The organism is Ovoidimarina sediminis, from assembly GCF_032586175.1.
Classification (GTDB): domain Bacteria; phylum Pseudomonadota; class Alphaproteobacteria; order Rhodobacterales; family Rhodobacteraceae; genus Ovoidimarina; species Ovoidimarina sediminis.
This window is the reverse complement of the sequence record NZ_JAWHTE010000008.1, coordinates 60254-77084: the sequence shown is the minus strand read 5'-3', so window position 1 is coordinate 77084 and position 16831 is coordinate 60254. Positions and strand designations below refer to the sequence as shown.

Genomic DNA, 16831 nt, shown 5'->3' with positions numbered 1-16831 from the left:
TTGGCCTCCACCTGATACCACGGCGGGAGCGTAGTTTGATCCGCCGCCGCTGCAAGCCGATTGCAGGGATCGCGCCGCTCGCCTAAATGAAGGCCATGGCGCTGAGAGACATCATAATCCACCCTGATCCGCGGTTGAAGAAGGTGGCCGAACCCGTGACCGATATCTCGTCGGATCTGCGGGTGCTGGCCGACGACATGCTTCAGACGATGTACGATGCGCCCGGGATCGGGCTTGCCGCCCCGCAGGTGGGTGTGCTGAAGCGCCTTCTGGTGATGGATTGCGTCAAGGAAGAGGGCGCGGCGCCGAGGCCCCTGATCCTGTTCAACCCCGAGATCCGGTGGGTTTCGGAGGAGATGAACACCTATGAGGAGGGCTGTCTTTCGATCCCCGAGCAATACGGGGATGTGGAGCGGCCCGCCGAAGTGACGGTGGCCTGGATGGACGAAACCGGCACGAGCCGGGAAGAGACGTTCGACGGGCTGTGGGCGACCTGCGTGCAGCATGAGATCGACCACCTGAACGGCAAGCTGTTCATCGATTACCTCAAGCCGCTCAGGCGCCAGATGATCACCCGCAAGATGGTGAAGCTGAAGCGCGAGCGGGCGCGGGCGTGACGGTTCGGCCCATCGTTCTCTGGCCCGATCCGGTTCTGGCTGAGGTGTGCGCGCCGGTGGGCGCGGTGGGTGACGATGTCAGGGCGCTGGCGGCGGATCTTCTGGAGACGATGTACGACGCGCCGGGGCGCGGGCTGGCCGCGCCGCAGGTGGGCGTGGCGGCACGGGTGTTCGTGATGGACATCTCGTGGAAGGAGGGACCGGAAGACCCGTGGGTTTGCATCGATCCCGAGATCGTGGGCCGGTCGGAGGATGAAATGGCGATGGGCGAGGGGTGTCTGTCGATCCCTGGCGTTCTGGCCGAGGTTATGCGGCCCGAGGCGGTGACACTGGCCTATACCGCGCTTTCGGGGCGGCGGGAGACGGTGTTTCTTGAAGGGATGCTGGCGCGGTGTGCGCAGCACGAGCTGGATCACCTGGATGGGATAGTGACACTTGACCGGCTGAGCGAAGAGGCGCGGGCGGAGGCCGTCGCGGCCTATGGGGCTGGCGCGTGAGCGCGCGGCCGATCCTGCGCTGGCCGAACCGGATGCTGCGGACGCCGGCCGCGCCTGTCGAGGCGGTGACCGACGAGATCCGCGCGATCTGGCAGGACATGATCGACACGATGGAAGCGATGCCCGGCGTGGGGCTGGCCGCCCCGCAGATCGGGGTCGGGCTGAGGCTGTGTGTCGTCGATGCATCGGATGAACGGGGCTGGGCCGTGAGGATGGCGAACCCCGAAATCGTTTCGCGGTCCGAGGCGATGAACCGCCATCCAGAGGCGAGCCCCTGCCTGCCCGGCGTGTCGGCGGAGGTGGAGCGGCCCGCCGAGGTGACGGTGCGCTACCTGGGCGAGGACGGCGCGGTGCAGGACCGGGCGTTCTCCGGGCTCTGGGCCACGAGCGTGCAGCACCAGATCGATCACCTGGACGGCAAGCTTTACATCGAGCGGCTGAGCCGGACGAAGCGCGACATGGTTCTGAAGCGGGCGAAGAAGGTGGCGTCGTGAGGGTTGTCTTCATGGGATCGCCTGCGTTTTCGGTGCCCGCGCTTGAGGCGCTGCACGGGGTGGGGCACGACATTGCCTGCGTCTATACCCAGCCGCCGCGTCCGGCGGGGCGGGGGCAGAAGGAGCGACCCGGCCCGGTGCAGGCGCGGGCGGAGGCGCTGGGCCTGCCCGTCCGGCATCCCAAGAGCTTGCGGGACGATGCCGTGCAGGCGGAGTTCGCCGCGCTGAAGGCGGATGTGGCGGTGGTGGTGGCCTATGGCCTGATCCTGCCGCAGGCGGTGCTGGATGCGCCGGCGCATGGCTGTCTGAACATCCACGCCTCGCTTTTGCCGCGCTGGCGGGGGGCGGCGCCCATCCACCGGGCAATCCTTTCAGGGGATGCCGAAACGGGCGTCTGCATCATGGAGATGGAGGCGGGGCTGGATACCGGCCCCGTGCTTCTGCGCGAGGCGACGGCGATCGGGGCGGAGGAGACGACGGCGGATCTGCATGACCGGCTTTCGGAGATGGGCGCGCGGCTGATCGTGGAGGTGCTTCAGCGGCTTGATACACTGGTGCCCGAACCGCAGCCCGGGGACGGCGTGACCTATGCCGGCAAGATCGACAAGGCGGAGGCGCGGATCGACTGGACGCGACCCGCGGCGGAGGTGGACCGGCAGATCCGGGGGCTGTCGCCCTTTCCCGGCGCGTGGACGATGCTGGACGGCAGGAGGCTCAAGCTCTTGCGGTCGCGAGTTATCGACGGCGCGGGTGCGCCCGGCGTGGTTCTGGGCGGGTTTCGCATCGCCTGCGGTGCCGGGGCCGTCGAGGTGACGGAGGCGCAGATCGAGGGCCGGGGGCGGCAGGACGCGGCGGCGTTCCTGAATGGCACCCCCCTGCCGCCGGGCACGCAACTGGGAGGCGGAGCGTAAGATGTTTCCAACGCTGATCGGAACGGTCGTGATCGCCGGGATCGTGGGCTATATCGCCGAAAAGACCGGGTTCACCCATAACGGTTACCTGCAGTCGATCATCATCTGCGTGGGCGGGGCGTTTCTGTTCTACTTCGTGACGCTGATGTTCGGGATCAGCTTCGGGCGGCCCGGGATCAACGCGATCGTGGCCTCGGTGGGGGCGCTGATCATCGTGCCGACGCACTGGCGGCGGTAGTGCGCTTCACGCCTCGCCGTTTTTCGGTTTCTTCGGCTTGTAGGGGGCCATGCCCGCGCGGGCGAGTTCGTCGGCGCGTTCGTTTTCAGGATGACCCGCGTGGCCCTTCACCCATTCCCACGTCACCCGGTGGCGTTCCTGCGCCGCATCGAGGCGGCGCCAGAGATCTTCGTTCTTGACGGGTTTGCGGGCGGCCGTGCGCCAGCCGTTCTTCTTCCAGCTATAGATCCAGCCCGTGACGCCGTTCTTCACATAGGTGCTGTCGGTGATGATCGTCACCGCCGCAGCGCGCTCGAGGGTTTCGAGGGCCGTGATGGCCGCCAGAAGCTCCATCCGGTTGTTGGTGGTTTCCGCTTCGCCGCCCGAAAGCTCCCTCTCGCGGAGGATGGTGTCGCCGTCGCGCGCCTGGAGCAGCACGCCCCAACCGCCCGGGCCGGGGTTGCCGGAACAGGCGCCGTCGGTGAAGGCAAGAAGCTCAGGCATGGGGCCTCACAGGGTGACCGGGATCAGGGTGAGGACGACGACCGTCGTCAGAAGAAGCCGCAGGCGCATCCACCACGATGGCGCCAGGCCCTGCCGCGCGAACATCCAGTCGAGCGCGAGAAGAGCGATGAAGCCCGCGATCAGGTAGATCGCCGCAGAAACCGGCCCGCCGCCCACGAAGAAGAAGGCCCAGAGGGTGGGGAGGACGGAGAGCGCGTAGCCGCTGGCCGCAACCGCGCCCTCGGCCCTGGTGGCAAAGCCCCAGAGGACGCCCGACATGAAGGCGAGGACCACCGTTCCGTAGGACAGTTGCACATAGGGCCCGGCGAAGCGCGGGCCGACTGTCGAGAGCGTGAGTTCCTGCAGCGCGGGCACATACATCGTGGCCACGCCCCAGAGAAACGGCAGAAGCCCGGCGAGGCCGAGAAGAAGGGGAGCGGTGGGGACGCGCGTCATGACCCCGTCTTTTGGTTAATCGCGCCCGGTTGGGCAAGGGGCTGATTTCGGGGGTGTGGCGTTAACGCGACGCACGGGCGAGCGCATCGTCGATGCGGAAGCCTTCGGGGATGCGATCACGCCCGTCGAGGACGAGATCGGCCATCACCTCCGCCACGCCCGGGGCCATGCCGAAGCCGATCTTGAAGCCGCCATTGGCGATGAATTGGCCGGGGCGGCCGGGCCAGGGGCCGAGAAGCGGCGCGCGGGTTATCGCGCGGGGGCGAAGGCCCGCCCAGCGGGAGAGGATGGCCGCGCCATGGAGGATGGGCAGCACCGCGACGGCACGGTCGAGAAGCGCGTCGGTCGCCCCGATTTCGGGGGTCTCGTGGGTAAAGTCGCGTTCGGTGGTGGAGCCGATGGCGACGGTGCCGTCCGCGTGGGGCACGATGTGGAGCCCGTCGGCGAAGATCTGCGGCGCGCCCTCGGGGGCGGCGTGGCGGAGGAGGAGAGCCTGGCCTTTCACCCCGTCGCCGAGCGGTTTGCCGAGGCTTTCGGAGAGGGTTTTGAGCCCAGCGGTGCCGGTGGCGTGGATGACGGTGCCCGCCTCTTCGCCGTCACGGAGCACCTCGCCGCCGCGGGCGGCGATCGCTGCCGCGAGGCTTTCGCAGGCGCGGCGGGGGTGGATGCGGGCCGTGAGCGTGTCGTGGACGAGGTGGCCGGTTTCGGTGCGGGGGCCCCATGCCGCGTCGGGATCCGCCTCGATCACCGACCATGTGGCGTGGGGGCCCCAGATCTCTGCCGCAGAGCTCGCGCGCTGGCGCGCAAGATCGAGGGCGGCGGCGTCTTTCAGGGGCTGGAGGCGGCCGGTTCGGGCGTAGCCGGGGGACAGGCCCGAGACCACTTTCACCTCAGCCCAGAACCCTTCGGCCGTCAGGAGGCTTTCGAGCTGGAACGCCTTTTTCGGGTTCCAGCGTTCGGGCACGTGGGGGGCGAGGGCACCCACGATCCCGCCCGAGGCGCCGGCCCCCGGCCCGCCCGGGTCGATCACCTGCACATGCGCGCCGCGCGACTGGCAGGCCCAGGCGACCGACAGGCCGAAGATGCCCGCGCCGCGTACGGTGATGTCCGGCGTTGCCAAGGCCCCGCGCCTCCTCCATAGCTCGCCCGATTACTCCTAGGACAGCGGCGCGTGGCAGACCAGCGGGCAGATATCGAATGGAACGGCGCGGTGCCTGTGTCGCGGGCCTTCGACGACCCGTATTTCTCGCTGGAGGACGGGTTGGCGGAGACGCGGCACGTGTTTGTGGACGGCAATGATCTTGGTGCGCGGCTTGTGCCCGGGTTTCACGTGGCCGAGCTTGGCTTCGGCACCGGGCTGAACCTTCTGGCGCTTGCGGAATTGGCCTGGGAGCTTGGGGTGGAAGGTGTGCGTTACACCGGCTTCGAGGCCTTTCCGATGACGGCGGAGGAGATGGCCCGCGCGCTTGAGGCGTTTCCGGGGCTTTCCGGGCGCGCGGCGCTTGCCGGGGCCTGGGGGCGGGGCGTGTCGTTCACCATCGGAGGCGTCGCGGCAGAGGTGGTGGTCGGGGATGCGCGCAAGATGCTGCCCGGCTGGCCGGGCGTGGCGGATGCGTGGTTTCTGGACGGCTTTGCGCCTTCGAGGAACCCCGAGTTGTGGGAGCCCGGACTTCTGGCGGAGGTTGCGCGCCACACCGCGCCGGGTGGGACGGCGGCGACCTATAGCGCGGCAGGCGATGTGCGACGGGGGCTTGAGGCCGCGGGGTTCGCGGTGGAGCGGCGGCCCGGCTTTGGACGGAAGCGGCACATGACGGTGGCGCGGCTTTCATGACCGAACAGAACACACGACTTGGCATTCTTCTGATGGTCGCGACCACGCTGGTCTTCGCGGCGCAGGACGGGATCTCGCGGCACCTGGCGAGCGAGTACAACGTGGTGATGGTGGTGACGATCCGGTTCTGGTTCTTCGGGGTGTTCGCGCTTGCCGTGGCGGTGCGGCGCGCGGGCGGGCTGGCCCGGGTGCTGAGTCCGAAGCGGCCGGTGTTGCAGGTGGTGCGGGGTCTTTTGCTGTCGGTGCAGATCTGTGTGATGGTGCTGGCCTTTGTGCTTCTGGGGCTTGTGGAAAGCCACGCGGTCTTCGCGAGTTACCCACTGCTGATCGCCGCGCTGTCGGGGCCGGTTCTGGGGGAGCATGTGGGCTGGCGGCGCTGGGCCGCGATCGCGATCGGGGCGGTCGGGATGGTGGTGATCTTGCAACCCGGGGCGGCGGTGTTCACGCCCGCCGCGCTTGTGCCGCTGCTGGCGGCGGGGATGTTCGCGCTTTACGGGCTTCTGACGCGGTACGTGTCGCGGTGGGACAGCGCGTCGGTCACGTTCTTCTGGACCGGGGCGGTGGGGGCGGTGGCGCTGACGCCCGCGGGGCTGTGGATGTGGGAACCGATGACGCGGCCCGACTGGGCGTGGATGGCGGCGCTGTGCATGACGGGGGCGCTGGGCCACTGGTTTCTGATCCGCTGCTACGAGGTGGCGGAGGCGAGCGCGGTGCAGCCCTTCGCCTACCTCCAGCTTGTCTTCGCGTCGATCGCGGGCATCGTCGTTTTCGGCGAGACGCTGAAGGTGAACGTGGCGATCGGCGTCGCCATCGTGGTGGCGGCGGGTCTTTTCACGCTCTGGCGCGAGGCGGTGGGCCGGAAGGCTGCCTAGCGGGCGGTGAGTTCTTCGCTGAGGCGGATAGGGGCTGTTTCGCCGGTCAGCCGGGCGCGGTAGACCGGCAGGCTTTCCATAACCCGCATCACGTAGTTGCGGGTTTCGCGGAACGGGATGCGTTCGATCCAGTCGACGACATCAAGCTGACCGCGCCGGGGATCGCCCCGCTCTTCCATCCAGCGCAACGGGCGGCCGGGGCCTGCGTTGTAGCCCGCGGAGACGAGCACGAAGTTTTCGCCGAAGGTGCGGATCAGACCGTCGAGATAGGTGACGCCGAGCTGCGCGTTATAGACCGGATCGTCCTGCAGGCGGTTTTTCGAATAGCTGATCTTCAGTTCGCGGGCGACATCGCGGGCCGTGCCCGGCATCACCTGCATTAGCCCGACCGCGCCCGCGCCGCTGCGCACGGTATGATCGAATTCGCTTTCGCGCCGGGCGATGGCGAGGGCCAGTTCCTCGGGCACCGGCAGGGCGCCCAGGCCCAGATCGATCACCGGGTAATAGGCGCGGGGCACCACGATGCCGCGGCTTGCGGCGCGCTTGCCGATCATCACCGCGTAATGCGGCTCCTCGATCTCGATGGCGAAATCGCCAAGCTGGGCGATTTCCACCGGCGTCAGGCTTTCGGCCAGATGGGTGAGGAAGCGTTCGGCCAGATCGCGTTCGCCCGCCGTGTGCATCAGCACCGCCGCCTGGAACACCGCCGAATTGCGGAAACCCGCGAGCCGCCAGTCGTCGATCACCTCGCGCCCGGTGAGGGCGGGATCCATCGGCAGGCCTGCACGCTCCGCCGCGAGGAGGCCATAGAAGCTGGTCTGGTATTCCGCGCCGAAGGCATAGGCCATCGCCGCGCCTTCCGCGTCGCCCAGCGCCTCATGCGCCCGGCCTTCCCAATACCCCGCGCGTCCGAGGCTGATGGGCGTTTCCACTGCGGCCCGGAAGCTGCGGAAATGGCGGAGTGCGGTTTCCGCATCGTCGAGATAGGTGAGCGCGAGATAGCCTGAAAGCCATTCGAGATCGGCGTAGGAATAGCCTTCGCCCGGCGTCATCCCGTGGGCGGAGGCAATCGCATAGGCCGTCTTCCCGTCACCCGCGCGCATCCACTGCCGCGCGAGGATGCGGCGCCAGTTGCCCCAGTGGGCGGGCTGGCCGAGTGCGGCGCGCGTGCCCTCGCGTTCCAGCAGGATTTCGACTGCGCCGTCGCGGCGGCCCTTGTCGAGCCGCCACATGAAGCGTTCATAGGCAAGCCCCGGGTCACCCGCGAGGCGGGCGGGCACCTTTTCGATCAGCGTATCGACGCCCTTAGCCTTTTTTCGGAGCGCGATGCGCGCCCGGGCCAGCGCCTGCCAGCCTTCGGAGACACGCGGGAAGAGGCGTTCGGCGGCCTCTGCCTCGCCGGCCCAGAGAAGGTAGTCAAGCCGCGCCTCGTGGTGATCCTTCAGCACCTCGCCGTAGCGTTCCAGAAGGTAGCGTTCGTCGGCCTGCGTCAGGTCGTGCATCGTCCACGCCTCGATCGCGAGGCGGCGCGCGGCCTCGGCATTGCCGCCCTCTTCCTGGGCGGCGGCGAGGACGATGAGCCCGGCGCCCGTTTGCGGCGGCATGTCGGCGAAAAACGCGATCACCTCGTCGGTGCGGCGGCGATACGGCACTTTGCCCTCGCTGCGCTTCCTGAGGTAGTCGAGCCCCGGCCAGTCGGGACGGCGGGCGAGGAAATCGACCACTTCGTCGAATTCGCCGCGTCCGGCGCGGAGGCGATGCCATTCGATGATGTCGCGGGTGACGGAGCCGGCGGGCCCGGCGATTCGCAGGGCAGACCCCCAGTCACCTTCGCGCATCCGCGCCATGGCGCGTTCGAGCGGGGTGATTTCGGGAATCACCGCACGCGGTGAGGGCGCCGCTTTCGTCGAGACCGTCGGATCGGGCCGCACCAGAAGCCCGTCAGGCCGGGCGCGCGGCGCCTGTTCGGAACGGGCCTTTTCGGCGAGGGGACGGGCCTTGGGCGCGATATCGCCCGACACCGCCCCGGCAGGCAGTGCGAGAGCCGCCCCGAGGGCCGCCCCCATGATTGTGCGCGATAGCTGCATCACTGTCCCGGTCATGGCCGCCGATCCTAGCGCCCCTTGGTTAACGTACAACACACAAACTTGGCATTCTCGTGGCAAAACTATAGGGTCCGCGGCGATCCGCCGGCGGGCCACCGCCGACATATACCACCTCGAAGGAAGACACTCATGTTTAAAGGGTCATATCCAGCCCTCGTGACACCGATGACACACGGAAAGGTCGACTTCGAGGCACTGGAGAAACTCGTCGAGTGGCATATCGGCGAAGGCAGCCACGGGCTGGTGCCCGTGGGCACCACGGGTGAGAGCCCGACGCTCAGCCATGAGGAGCACGAGGCGGTGATCAAGTCGGTCGTGCGCACCGCCGCGGGCCGGGTGCCGGTGATCGCGGGGGCGGGTTCGAACAACACCGTCGAAGGCATCCGCTTCATGCAGTTCGCCGAAGAGGTGGGGGCCGATGCCGCGCTGGTCGTCACGCCCTATTACAACAAGCCCACGCAGGCGGGGCTGATCGCGCATTTCACCGCAATGCACGATTGCTGCACCCTGCCGATCATCATCTACAACATCCCCGGCCGGTCGGTCGTGGACATGTCGCCGGCGACGATGGGCGAGCTTGCGAAGCTGCCCCGGATCATCGGGGTGAAGGATGCCACCGGCGACATCACGCGGGTGTCGGATCAGCGGGCGACATGCGGGAAGGATTTCATCCAGCTTTCGGGCGAGGATGCCTCGGCGCTGGGGTTCAATGCCCATGGCGGGCAGGGCTGTATCTCGGTCACCGCGAATGTGGCGCCGCGGCTGTGCGCCGAATTCCAGGAGGCGACGCTGGCGGGGGATTACGCCAAGGCGCTGGAGTATCAGGATCGTCTGATGCCGCTGCACCGGGCGATCTTCCTCGAGCCGGGACTGGCGGGCGCGAAATACGGGCTGTCGCGGCTTGGGCGCTGTTCCGAAGAGGTGCGTCTGCCGCTGACCGGGCTGACCGATGGGACGAAGGCAGCGATCGACAGCGCGATGCGGTTTGCGGGACTTCTGAACTAGGGTCTTCCGTCAGCTCGGTCCTTCCCGTTGCATCCCGCGGGTTTCGCGCAGGGTTTCGACGAGTACGGCGGTCATCAGGCCGAACATCAGCAGGCCGTTCGCCGCCGAGAGCCCGCTTAAGAGCCGCCATTCCTGGGGCAGGAGGACATCGCCGAAACCCAGCGTCGTGAAGGCGACGAGGGAGAAGTAGACCGACGCCTCGAGTGTTCCGAAGATCCCCAGAAGCCGGAAAGCCACCGCCCAGATCCAGACCGCGACGGTGAGCATCGCCATCATCCAGAAGAGGGTGAGGCACAGCAGAAGCATCAGCTTCAGCCCATGCGGCGGCCTGAGAAGCCAGGGGCGCCGCTGCCGCAGGATCGCCTCGAAGACCCAGATCAGAAGTGCGGCAGCCGTGAAGGTCAGGACAGTGAGGATGGTGCCGAGGAAGAGCTGGTCGAACATGGCCGCCATGCTTTTCCGCCCGCGCCGCCCGCGTCAAGCGCCCGGATGGACGGCGGGGGCGCAAGCCGATATGGGGGGCGCATGGCCAAACCGAAGGACAATCCGAACTACAAGGTGATCGCCGAGAACCGGCGCGCGCGCTTCGATTACGCGATCGAGGAGGATATCGAGTGCGGCATTCAGCTTATGGGATCGGAGGTGAAATCGCTGCGGGAAAGCGGGGCGAACATCGCCGAAAGCTATGCCGCGGTGGAGAACGGTGAGCTTTGGCTCGTCAACAGCTATATCGCGCCTTATGACGCGGGGCGGACCTTCGGCCACGAGGATCGGCGCCGGCGCAAGCTTCTGGTATCGCGCAAGGAATTGGCCGATCTCTGGAACGCCACCCAGCGGAAGGGTATGACGCTGGTGCCCCTGGTGATGTATTTCAACCACCGAGGGCTTGCGAAACTGAAGATCGGGATCGCGCGCGGCAAGAAGCAGGCCGACAAGCGCGAGACACAGGCCAAACGCGACTGGAACCGCCAGAAACAGCGGCTTCTGAAGGAGCACGGCTGAGAATCGGAGGTTCCCGTGTCCACACGTGTGTTTGCGAGGGTGCGGCTTTTCCTTCTCGGCGTCGCGCTGACGACGATTTACGGCGTCCTCGATGCCTATCTCTTCTCGGTTGATGACTTCGATGTCGCTCCGAATATTCTGGAGCAGATCGGGTTCAGCTGGTTTGTCGGCAGCGTGCTGTTCTGGGGGTTCGAGATCCTCGTAGTGCCCAGCCGATGGGGCGAGGCCATCCGGCGGATGCATTTCGTTGCGGCGATCCTGCTGAAATCTCTTTTCCTGCTGGTCGTGATCTTCGCGGCCGCAGTGCTTGGCGACCTGGTGTTTCGCGGCACTGCCACGCTCGATGTCGTCCTTTCCCCGGACCGGCAGTTCGGGCGCACCGTCGTACTGGTGTTTCTGTTCGTCGTGGTCTTTCAGGTCGTGCTGCAGGTCGTCCGCATGGTGGGAGCGCGGAACTTCCTGAACTTCGTGCTGGGCCGCTATCGGCAACCGGTTTCCGAAGACCGCATCTTCATGTTCCTCGATCTCGCAGGCTCGACGACCTTGGCGGAACGTCTTGGCGATGTGGGCGTTCAGCGGCTGATCACCGAGTTCTTTTTCGATATTTCCGAACCTATTGCCGCGCATGGTGGCGAGATCCATCAATATGTCGGCGACGAGATGGTGGTGACCTGGCGTGTGCGGGATGGCAAGCTGAACCGCCGCGTCCTTCACTGCTGCTTTGCGATTGCCGCCCGCGTGCGCGAGAAGGCGGATGCCTATGAGCGCGCCTTCGGCGTGGTTCCCGGGTACAGGATCGGGCTTCACGCGGGTTCGATCGTCATCAGCCAGTGCGGCGATCAGAAACAGGAGATCTCGTTTTTCGGCGACACCATTAACACGGCGGCGCGGATCCAGGAGCAATGCAAGGCATTCGCCTGCACCCTCTTGTTGTCGCGAGAACTTCTGAAACGAATCGATCTTCCTGAAACACTCGTCGCAAGGCAGGTGGGAACCGTCACGCTTCGCGGGCGCGGGCATGCCACCGATCTCTTCAGCGTGGATCCGCGCTAGGCCCGCTGTTTCAGCGCCTCGGCCAGATGATCGTAGACCAGCCTGATGCGGCGGCTTGTCTGAACCTCGCGGTGGACGGCGAGCCAGACCGGGAAGCGGACTTCGAACTCGTGCAGCACACGTTCCAGCCCCGAACTGCGGGCGACGACGCTGTCGGCCATGACCGCGATGCCGAGGCCCTGGCGGGCCATCTCGAAGGTGACGAGCCCGCTTTCGGAAAAAATGCGGATCTGGCCGCGCTGGACGGGGAGGCCGCGCTTGTTGAACTCCATCACCGTGCGGTCGGGGTCGGCGAAGCCGAAGACGTCGTGTTTGGCCAGATCGGCCATGGTTTCGGGCCGCCCGCGCCGGTCGAGATAGGACGGTGCCGCATAAAGGTGTGCGGTTTCCTCGCCCAGGAGACGGGCGAAAAGCTCGGGCTCTTCGGGGCGGATGTGGCGAATGGCGATATCGGCCTCGCGGCGTTGAAGATCGCTGATCGCGTTTGAGGCGATCACCTCGATCTCGATGCCGGGGGCGGCCTGCTGAAGCGTCGCGAGCGCGCTGGGGAGCACGTAGGCGGCCATGGCATCGCTGGCCGAAATGGAGACCCTGCCCTCGACGGTCTGGCTTTGGCCCGCCGCGATCAGGGAGACGCGTTCGGCCGCCGCACCCATGGCGCGCACATGGTCGAGAAGATCGCGGCCCGTGGGGGTGAGCGCCAGCGAGCGCCCGACCCGTTCGAAGAGGACGACGCCCAGGCTTTCCTCGAGCGCCGAGACCTGGCGGCCGAGAGTGGGCTGAGATTGCTTCAGTGCACGGGCCGCGGCGGAGAGCGAGCCTTCCTCGGCAGTGGCGAGGAAGGCGCGGACCTGGTTCCAGTCGAAGGTGAGGGCGCTCCAATTCATGCAAATTTGTATAATGGAAAGACGAAAATCGGCAATTCTATTCGTTTTCGGGCATGTGTAGACCCCGTCTCGCACACAGGATGACAAACACACCGGAGAGAGAGATGACTGCCGAAATCACCTTCTGGGACAATATCGCGGAACGCTATGCCGCGCGCCCGGTTCAGAACATGGATGCTTACGAGAAGACGCTGGAGCGCGTGCGCTCGTATATTGGCCCCGAGCACGCAGTGCTCGAAGTCGGCTGCGGCACCGGGACGACGGCGCTTAAGCTCGCCCCCCATACCGGCCATACCACCGCGACCGATTTCTCGCCCGCCATGGTGGCGATCGGGGAAGCGAAGGCGCGGGACGCCGGGGTGACGAATGTGCGCTTCAAGGCGCTCGATGCGGCCTCGCCGGAATTCGGAAAGGACGGGTATGATGTTGTGATGGGGTTCAACCTTCTGCACCTCGTCAAAGATGTCGATGGTACACTCGCAACGCTCCAGCGCACGCTGGTGAAGGGCGGGACGCTGATCACCAAGACCCCCTGCCTCGAAGGGTGGCCGTTCGGGCTTCTGCGCGTGGCGCTGCCGGTGATGCGGCTGTTCGGAAAGGCGCCGAAGGGCAAGCTGAACTTCTTCCGGATCGCCGATCTGGAAGCGCGGATCGAACGCGCGGGCTTCCGGATCATCGAGACCGGGAATTACCCGGCATCGCCACCCAACCGGTTCGTGGTGGCGACGAAGCTTTGAGCCCACCGGCTTTTCCCCACGTTGCCCGCGACGGCGCGGCCCGGCCCTTGCGGCGGGCCGCGCTTTTTCGTTGAGGCGTGCGGCGAAGGCGCCTAGCCTGCGGACAGCCTTTCCATGTGCGGCTAGGGTTCCGTTGCGCAACCGCAAGCTGGTCCGAGCGCCGTTATGAGCCGGTGGCAGACACCCGAGGACGAAAACGCCAGAGGGGATGGACAGGGCGTGATGAAACACGTCTGACCCAACCCGGAGCCTACCCATGTCACTCGCCGGTCTTGTCCTCGTCCTTTGTGCCGCAGTCTGCCACGCCACCTGGAACTTCTTCGTCAAGCGCGTGGGAGGCGGGGCGGAGCTGATCTGGCTGTTCTCGCTGGTCACCGTCGTGATCTATCTGCCCCTGCCGGTCTGGATCCTGGTGACGCAGGATCCCGATCTGAGCCTTTGGCCGGTGATCTTCATCATCGGCAGCGTGCTGTTGCACCTCGGCTATTTCTTGATCCTGCAGATCGGGTACAGGCACGGGGACCTGTCGCTCGTCTATCCGATCGCGCGGTCGACCGGGCCCTTGCTTTCATCGACCTTCGCGGTGGTGTTTCTGGGCGAGATCATCACGGTGCAGATGGCCGCCGGGGCGCTTCTGATCGTGTTCGGTGTGCTGATGCTCACGGGTGGGATCCGACCCGGGGCGCGGCATGTGACGCTGTCGCTCTTGTTCGGGCTGGCGACGGGGACGTTTATCGGCAGTTACACGGCCTGGGATGCCTATGCCGTATCCGTCCTTCTCGTGCCGCCGATCATCCTTGATTATTCGTCGAGCCTTGGGCGCGTTCTGCTTCTGTCGCCGATGGCGCGGCGGAAATGGCATGAGATCGGGCGGCACTGGGCGGAGCACCGCAAGGAGGTGATCCTGATCGCACTGTTCAATCCGTTGGCCTATATCCTCGTGCTCTATGCGCTGACCTTCACGCCGGTGGCCTTCGTGGCCCCGACGCGGGAGGTGAGCGTGCTTCTGTCGGTGCTGGCAGGGAGCATCCTTCTTAAGGAAGGGCAGCTCGGGCGGCGGCTTGGCTGGGCGGTGATCATCCTGACGGGGATGGGGGTGCTGTTGACGGCGTGATGGCGTCCGAGCCGATCAGTTCGGGAACAGGATGCCGCGCAGGCTGTAGGATTTGCCGAGGACCGAGCGGATCTGCGCGCGCTTCCCGCCCTTGTTGTCGTTCTTGGCGTGGGCGATGTGGCTGATCGCAACGAGTTGTGCCGTGGTGAGCTTTTCGACATCGACGTCGCGGAACCCGTATTCGCGCAGATCCTGCCGGACCGACAGTTCAAGCTGGGTCAGGGCCTGCGCGGCCGGGGCCGTTAGCGCAAGGGCGATCGTGAGAAGGAGGATGCGGGTCATTCGGTGTCCTTCCGTTTGGCGTCGGCCTGATCGAGGATCGCGTTGAGAAGGTGCCGAGTGCGGACGTCGCCTTCGCCCGCGTCTTCGTTCGAGAGCGCGAAGGAAAGGCGGGCGAGCGTTTCGAGATCGAGGGTTTCGATATCGGTGTGGATGCCGTGCTGGCGGAGGCCGAGACCGACCGAGCGTTCAAGCTGGGTGCTGGCCATCGCGGGCGTGGCGAGGATGAGCGTGCCGGCGAGGGCGGCTTTCATGGGGATCATAGCGCATCTGCCTTTCGCAGGAGGTGGAGGATTCTCTGTTTCTTGCGGAGCCGGTTCAGGGCGCCGCGGCCTTCTGAGGAATCCAGGAGGAAATTCAGTTCGACCGCCTGGCTGAGGGTCAGTTTCTCCAGGTCGGCCCGGATGCCGTAGTGGGCGAGCCCGTGGCGGATTGAAAGCAGGAGCTGTTCGTTCACCGCAGGCCGGTCATCCGCCGCGAGGGCCGAGAGCGGCATCAGGGCAAGGGCGGCAATCAGGGCGATCTTTCGCATCGCTTTCGATCCATCTGTGGCGCGGAGCGGACCCAGGCTAAAGAAGGCCGCGGGCCCGGCCCAATCACGTTGCGGTGCGCCTAGTCGTGGGTGTGACTGGCGGCGAAGGCGGCCTGCTGTTCGGGCGTGGCCTCGGTTTGGTATCTGTCTTTCCACTCGCCGTAGGGCATGCCGTAGACGATTTCGCGCCCCTCGTCTTTCGTCATCTCGATCCCGCGTTCGGTGGCGGCCTCCTGATACCAGCGCGACAGGCAGTTCCGGCAGAACCCCGAGAGGTTCATCATGTCGATGTTCTGCACGTCGGTGCGCTCGCGCAGGTGATCGCGCAGGCGGCGGAAGGCTGCGGCTTCGAGTTCGAGGCGGGTCTGATCGTCCATGGGTGCAAGTTCTCCTTTAGGGGAGAGATTGGCATCGGGCCACGCGAGGTCAAGGCGGAGGGGCACCGGGGCGCTAGACCACCGAGATTCCGAAGGTGGTGCCGCCACGGCCGTCGGCCTCGAAGTCGAGCCGGTGGCGCGCGGTCTTGCCGCAGCGGTCGAGCGTCCAGACTTCGGACCACTTGCCTTGCACGAGCCGGCCTTCGCGGAACATGTAAACCTCGTCTTCGGCGACGATGCGGGTGTCGACGACGCGCCGGCTGTCGCAGGTGGTATCCTGCAACGCGTCGAAGAACATGATGCTGCTGGCCACGTCATTGGCGAGAATCGCGGAGGTGGCAACTCGGGTTTCGCCGGGGAGCGGCGCGCCGGTAGCGTGCGGTGCGCCGGTACAGGCCGTCAGAGCCAGAAGGGCGAGGAGCGCTGCAGGGGCGCGCATGAGAGGTGCCATTGGGCTTGCCTTTCCCGGGTGTCGCTTTCGGGAAGTCTAGGGCAGGGCGGGCGGAGGGGGGTTGATCCGGCGCAATCGCCGGGCGGTTGCCGCGTCAGAGCCCCGCGCCGGTGCGCGCGCCTTCCAGAAGCGGCGCGAGGCGGGCGGCCCAGCGGGCCTGTTTTTCCGCGGTGTCGATCAGATCATGCCGGAGTTCGATCAGAACGTTGGGGCGGCCAGGGATCAGCCCGTGCCGGTCGATTGCATCGCCGGGGAGGTGGCCCGCATAGGGCTCGTTCTCGCCCACGACGAGATCGCCTTCGCCATAAAGCCGGTCGATAAAGGGGCGCGAGAGGCGTTCGTCGCGCGGATCGAACAGCACCCCCACGTGCCAGGGCCGCACCTGGCGGCCGCGCAGCTGGGGGGTGAAGCTGTGAACCGCGACCACGAGCGTGTCGCGGCGGCGCGCCGCAAGTTCGGCATAGGCCGCGTGGTAAGGCCGGTAGAAGGCGTTCAACCGCCGCTCGCGTTCCGTCTCGTCGATGTGGCGGTTGCCGGGCACGATGGTGCGATCGTAGACGCGCATGATCAGGGTCGGGTCGTCCTCCCCACGGTTCGGATCGATCACAAGGCGCGAGAAGCGCGAGAGAATCGCGGGGCTTCCCAGATGTTCGGCAAGGCCGCGGGTGACGCCGGCGGCGCCGACATCCCAGGCGATGTGGCGCGACATCTCTTCGTCGGACAAGCCCAGCGTGCCGCCGCCCACGCATGGCGGGACCCGGTTCGTGGCGTGATCGCAGGCGATGAGCCAGGGGCTTTGCCTGTCTGCGCCGATTATCTCGAAGGGCTCGTCACTCATCCTGCTGCCGTACGGTTCGTTCCCTCGTGACATATGCCACCTCGTTCGGGGA

Annotated in this window: 24 protein-coding genes; 12 read left to right on the top strand and 12 right to left on the bottom strand. The window is 66.5% G+C overall.

Annotation, left to right across the window (positions count from 1 at the left end):
- The first annotated feature begins 95 nt into the window (after positions 1 to 95).
- Genes def (RXV90_RS11370) through RXV90_RS11350 form a run of 5 tightly spaced genes read left to right on the top strand, consistent with a single transcriptional unit; the run spans position 96 to position 2757 of the window.
- Positions 96 to 617, top strand: coding sequence for a peptide deformylase (def, locus tag RXV90_RS11370; RefSeq protein ID WP_316648797.1), 522 nt, complete (start codon positions 96 to 98; stop codon positions 615 to 617).
- Positions 614 to 1114, top strand: a complete 501-nt coding sequence (gene def, locus RXV90_RS11365; protein WP_316648796.1) for a peptide deformylase — start codon at positions 614 to 616, stop codon at positions 1112 to 1114. The genes def (RXV90_RS11370) and def (RXV90_RS11365) overlap by 4 nt, the downstream gene beginning before the upstream one ends.
- Complete coding sequence (def, locus tag RXV90_RS11360) at positions 1111 to 1608, top strand: peptide deformylase (RefSeq protein ID WP_316648795.1); 498 nt, start codon at positions 1111 to 1113, stop codon at positions 1606 to 1608. Before def (RXV90_RS11365) ends, def (RXV90_RS11360) begins: the two co-directional genes overlap by 4 nt.
- Positions 1605 to 2519, top strand: coding sequence for a methionyl-tRNA formyltransferase (gene fmt, locus RXV90_RS11355; RefSeq protein ID WP_316648794.1), 915 nt, complete (start codon positions 1605 to 1607; stop codon positions 2517 to 2519). Before def (RXV90_RS11360) ends, fmt begins: the two co-directional genes overlap by 4 nt.
- A 1-nt stretch (position 2520) precedes the next feature.
- Positions 2521 to 2757, top strand: coding sequence for a hypothetical protein (locus RXV90_RS11350; RefSeq protein ID WP_316648793.1), 237 nt, complete (start codon positions 2521 to 2523; stop codon positions 2755 to 2757).
- Between the two features lie 6 nt (positions 2758 to 2763).
- Here the strand turns inward: RXV90_RS11350 and rnhA are convergent, their stop codons facing one another.
- The 3 genes from rnhA to RXV90_RS11335 all read right to left on the bottom strand — a co-directional run bounded on the left by rnhA (position 2764) and on the right by RXV90_RS11335 (position 4816).
- The gene (rnhA, locus tag RXV90_RS11345; protein WP_316648792.1) at positions 2764 to 3240 is read right to left on the bottom strand and encodes a ribonuclease HI; all 477 of its coding nucleotides are present in this window, start codon (positions 3238 to 3240) and stop codon (positions 2764 to 2766) included.
- Positions 3241 to 3246: 6 nt separating this feature from the next.
- Positions 3247 to 3696, bottom strand: coding sequence for a DUF3429 domain-containing protein (locus RXV90_RS11340; RefSeq protein WP_316648789.1), 450 nt, complete (start codon positions 3694 to 3696; stop codon positions 3247 to 3249).
- A 61-nt stretch (positions 3697 to 3757) separates the two neighbouring features.
- Positions 3758 to 4816 (bottom strand): NAD(P)/FAD-dependent oxidoreductase, encoded by a 1059-nt coding sequence (locus tag RXV90_RS11335; protein WP_316648787.1) that lies wholly within the window; start codon positions 4814 to 4816, stop codon positions 3758 to 3760.
- 51 nt (positions 4817 to 4867) lie between these two features.
- Here RXV90_RS11335 and mnmD point away from each other — a divergent pair, with 51 nt between their 5' ends.
- Entirely contained in the window at positions 4868 to 5527 is a 660-nt protein-coding gene (gene mnmD / locus RXV90_RS11330) for a tRNA (5-methylaminomethyl-2-thiouridine)(34)-methyltransferase MnmD (protein ID WP_316648785.1), read from the top strand.
- Positions 5524 to 6399 carry a DMT family transporter gene (locus RXV90_RS11325; RefSeq protein ID WP_316648783.1) on the top strand — a complete coding sequence of 292 codons (876 nt, stop codon included), beginning with the start codon at positions 5524 to 5526 and terminating at the stop codon, positions 6397 to 6399. Before mnmD ends, RXV90_RS11325 begins: the two co-directional genes overlap by 4 nt.
- Here the strand turns inward: RXV90_RS11325 and RXV90_RS11320 are convergent.
- Positions 6396 to 8501, bottom strand: coding sequence for a lytic transglycosylase domain-containing protein (locus RXV90_RS11320; protein WP_316648781.1), 2106 nt, complete (start codon positions 8499 to 8501; stop codon positions 6396 to 6398). The genes RXV90_RS11325 and RXV90_RS11320 overlap by 4 nt on opposite strands.
- Before the next feature lie 132 nt (positions 8502 to 8633).
- Here RXV90_RS11320 and dapA point away from each other — a divergent pair, with 132 nt between their 5' ends.
- Complete coding sequence (gene dapA, locus RXV90_RS11315; RefSeq protein ID WP_316648780.1) at positions 8634 to 9509, top strand: 4-hydroxy-tetrahydrodipicolinate synthase; 876 nt, start codon at positions 8634 to 8636, stop codon at positions 9507 to 9509.
- A gap of 9 nt (positions 9510 to 9518) precedes the next feature.
- Here the strand turns inward: dapA and RXV90_RS11310 are convergent, their stop codons facing one another.
- The gene (locus RXV90_RS11310) at positions 9519 to 9962 is read right to left on the bottom strand and encodes an ion channel (protein ID WP_316648778.1); all 444 of its coding nucleotides are present in this window, start codon (positions 9960 to 9962) and stop codon (positions 9519 to 9521) included.
- 72 nt (positions 9963 to 10034) lie between these two features.
- On the opposite strand from RXV90_RS11310, the gene smpB reads away from it, so the two are divergent.
- Positions 10035 to 10511: an SsrA-binding protein SmpB gene (smpB, locus tag RXV90_RS11305; RefSeq protein ID WP_316648777.1), complete on the top strand. Its 477-nt coding sequence runs from the start codon at positions 10035 to 10037 to the stop codon at positions 10509 to 10511.
- A 15-nt stretch (positions 10512 to 10526) separates the two neighbouring features.
- The gene (locus tag RXV90_RS11300; protein ID WP_316648776.1) at positions 10527 to 11564 is read left to right on the top strand and encodes an adenylate/guanylate cyclase domain-containing protein; all 1038 of its coding nucleotides are present in this window, start codon (positions 10527 to 10529) and stop codon (positions 11562 to 11564) included.
- Here the strand turns inward: RXV90_RS11300 and RXV90_RS11295 are convergent.
- Entirely contained in the window at positions 11561 to 12451 is an 891-nt protein-coding gene (locus RXV90_RS11295) for a LysR family transcriptional regulator (protein ID WP_316648775.1), read from the bottom strand. The two genes, RXV90_RS11300 and RXV90_RS11295, sit on opposite strands and share 4 nt — an antisense overlap.
- Before the next feature lie 104 nt (positions 12452 to 12555).
- Here RXV90_RS11295 and RXV90_RS11290 point away from each other — a divergent pair, with 104 nt between their 5' ends.
- Positions 12556 to 13188, top strand: a complete 633-nt coding sequence (locus RXV90_RS11290) for a class I SAM-dependent methyltransferase (RefSeq protein ID WP_316648774.1) — start codon at positions 12556 to 12558, stop codon at positions 13186 to 13188.
- A 256-nt stretch (positions 13189 to 13444) separates the two neighbouring features.
- Positions 13445 to 14302 carry a DMT family transporter gene (locus RXV90_RS11285; protein ID WP_316648773.1) on the top strand — a complete coding sequence of 286 codons (858 nt, stop codon included), beginning with the start codon at positions 13445 to 13447 and terminating at the stop codon, positions 14300 to 14302.
- 15 nt (positions 14303 to 14317) lie between these two features.
- Here the strand turns inward: RXV90_RS11285 and RXV90_RS11280 are convergent, their stop codons facing one another.
- The 6 genes from RXV90_RS11280 to RXV90_RS11255 all read right to left on the bottom strand — a co-directional run bounded on the left by RXV90_RS11280 (position 14318) and on the right by RXV90_RS11255 (position 16779).
- Complete coding sequence (locus RXV90_RS11280; RefSeq protein WP_316648772.1) at positions 14318 to 14584, bottom strand: hypothetical protein; 267 nt, start codon at positions 14582 to 14584, stop codon at positions 14318 to 14320.
- Positions 14581 to 14844: a hypothetical protein gene (locus RXV90_RS11275; protein ID WP_316648771.1), complete on the bottom strand. Its 264-nt coding sequence runs from the start codon at positions 14842 to 14844 to the stop codon at positions 14581 to 14583. Before RXV90_RS11275 ends, RXV90_RS11280 begins: the two co-directional genes overlap by 4 nt.
- Positions 14841 to 15113, bottom strand: a complete 273-nt coding sequence (locus RXV90_RS11270; protein ID WP_316648770.1) for a hypothetical protein — start codon at positions 15111 to 15113, stop codon at positions 14841 to 14843. Before RXV90_RS11270 ends, RXV90_RS11275 begins: the two co-directional genes overlap by 4 nt.
- An 80-nt stretch (positions 15114 to 15193) precedes the next feature.
- A complete protein-coding gene (locus RXV90_RS11265; protein WP_316648768.1) occupies positions 15194 to 15490 on the bottom strand; it encodes a DUF1244 domain-containing protein in 297 nt (98 codons plus the stop codon).
- A 73-nt stretch (positions 15491 to 15563) separates the two neighbouring features.
- On the bottom strand, positions 15564 to 15941 hold the full coding sequence (locus tag RXV90_RS11260; protein WP_316648767.1) for a hypothetical protein: 378 nt from the start codon (positions 15939 to 15941) through the stop codon (positions 15564 to 15566).
- Positions 15942 to 16035: 94 nt separating this feature from the next.
- Positions 16036 to 16779, bottom strand: coding sequence for an N-formylglutamate amidohydrolase (locus RXV90_RS11255; protein ID WP_316648766.1), 744 nt, complete (start codon positions 16777 to 16779; stop codon positions 16036 to 16038).
- Positions 16780 to 16831: the final 52 nt, after the last annotated feature.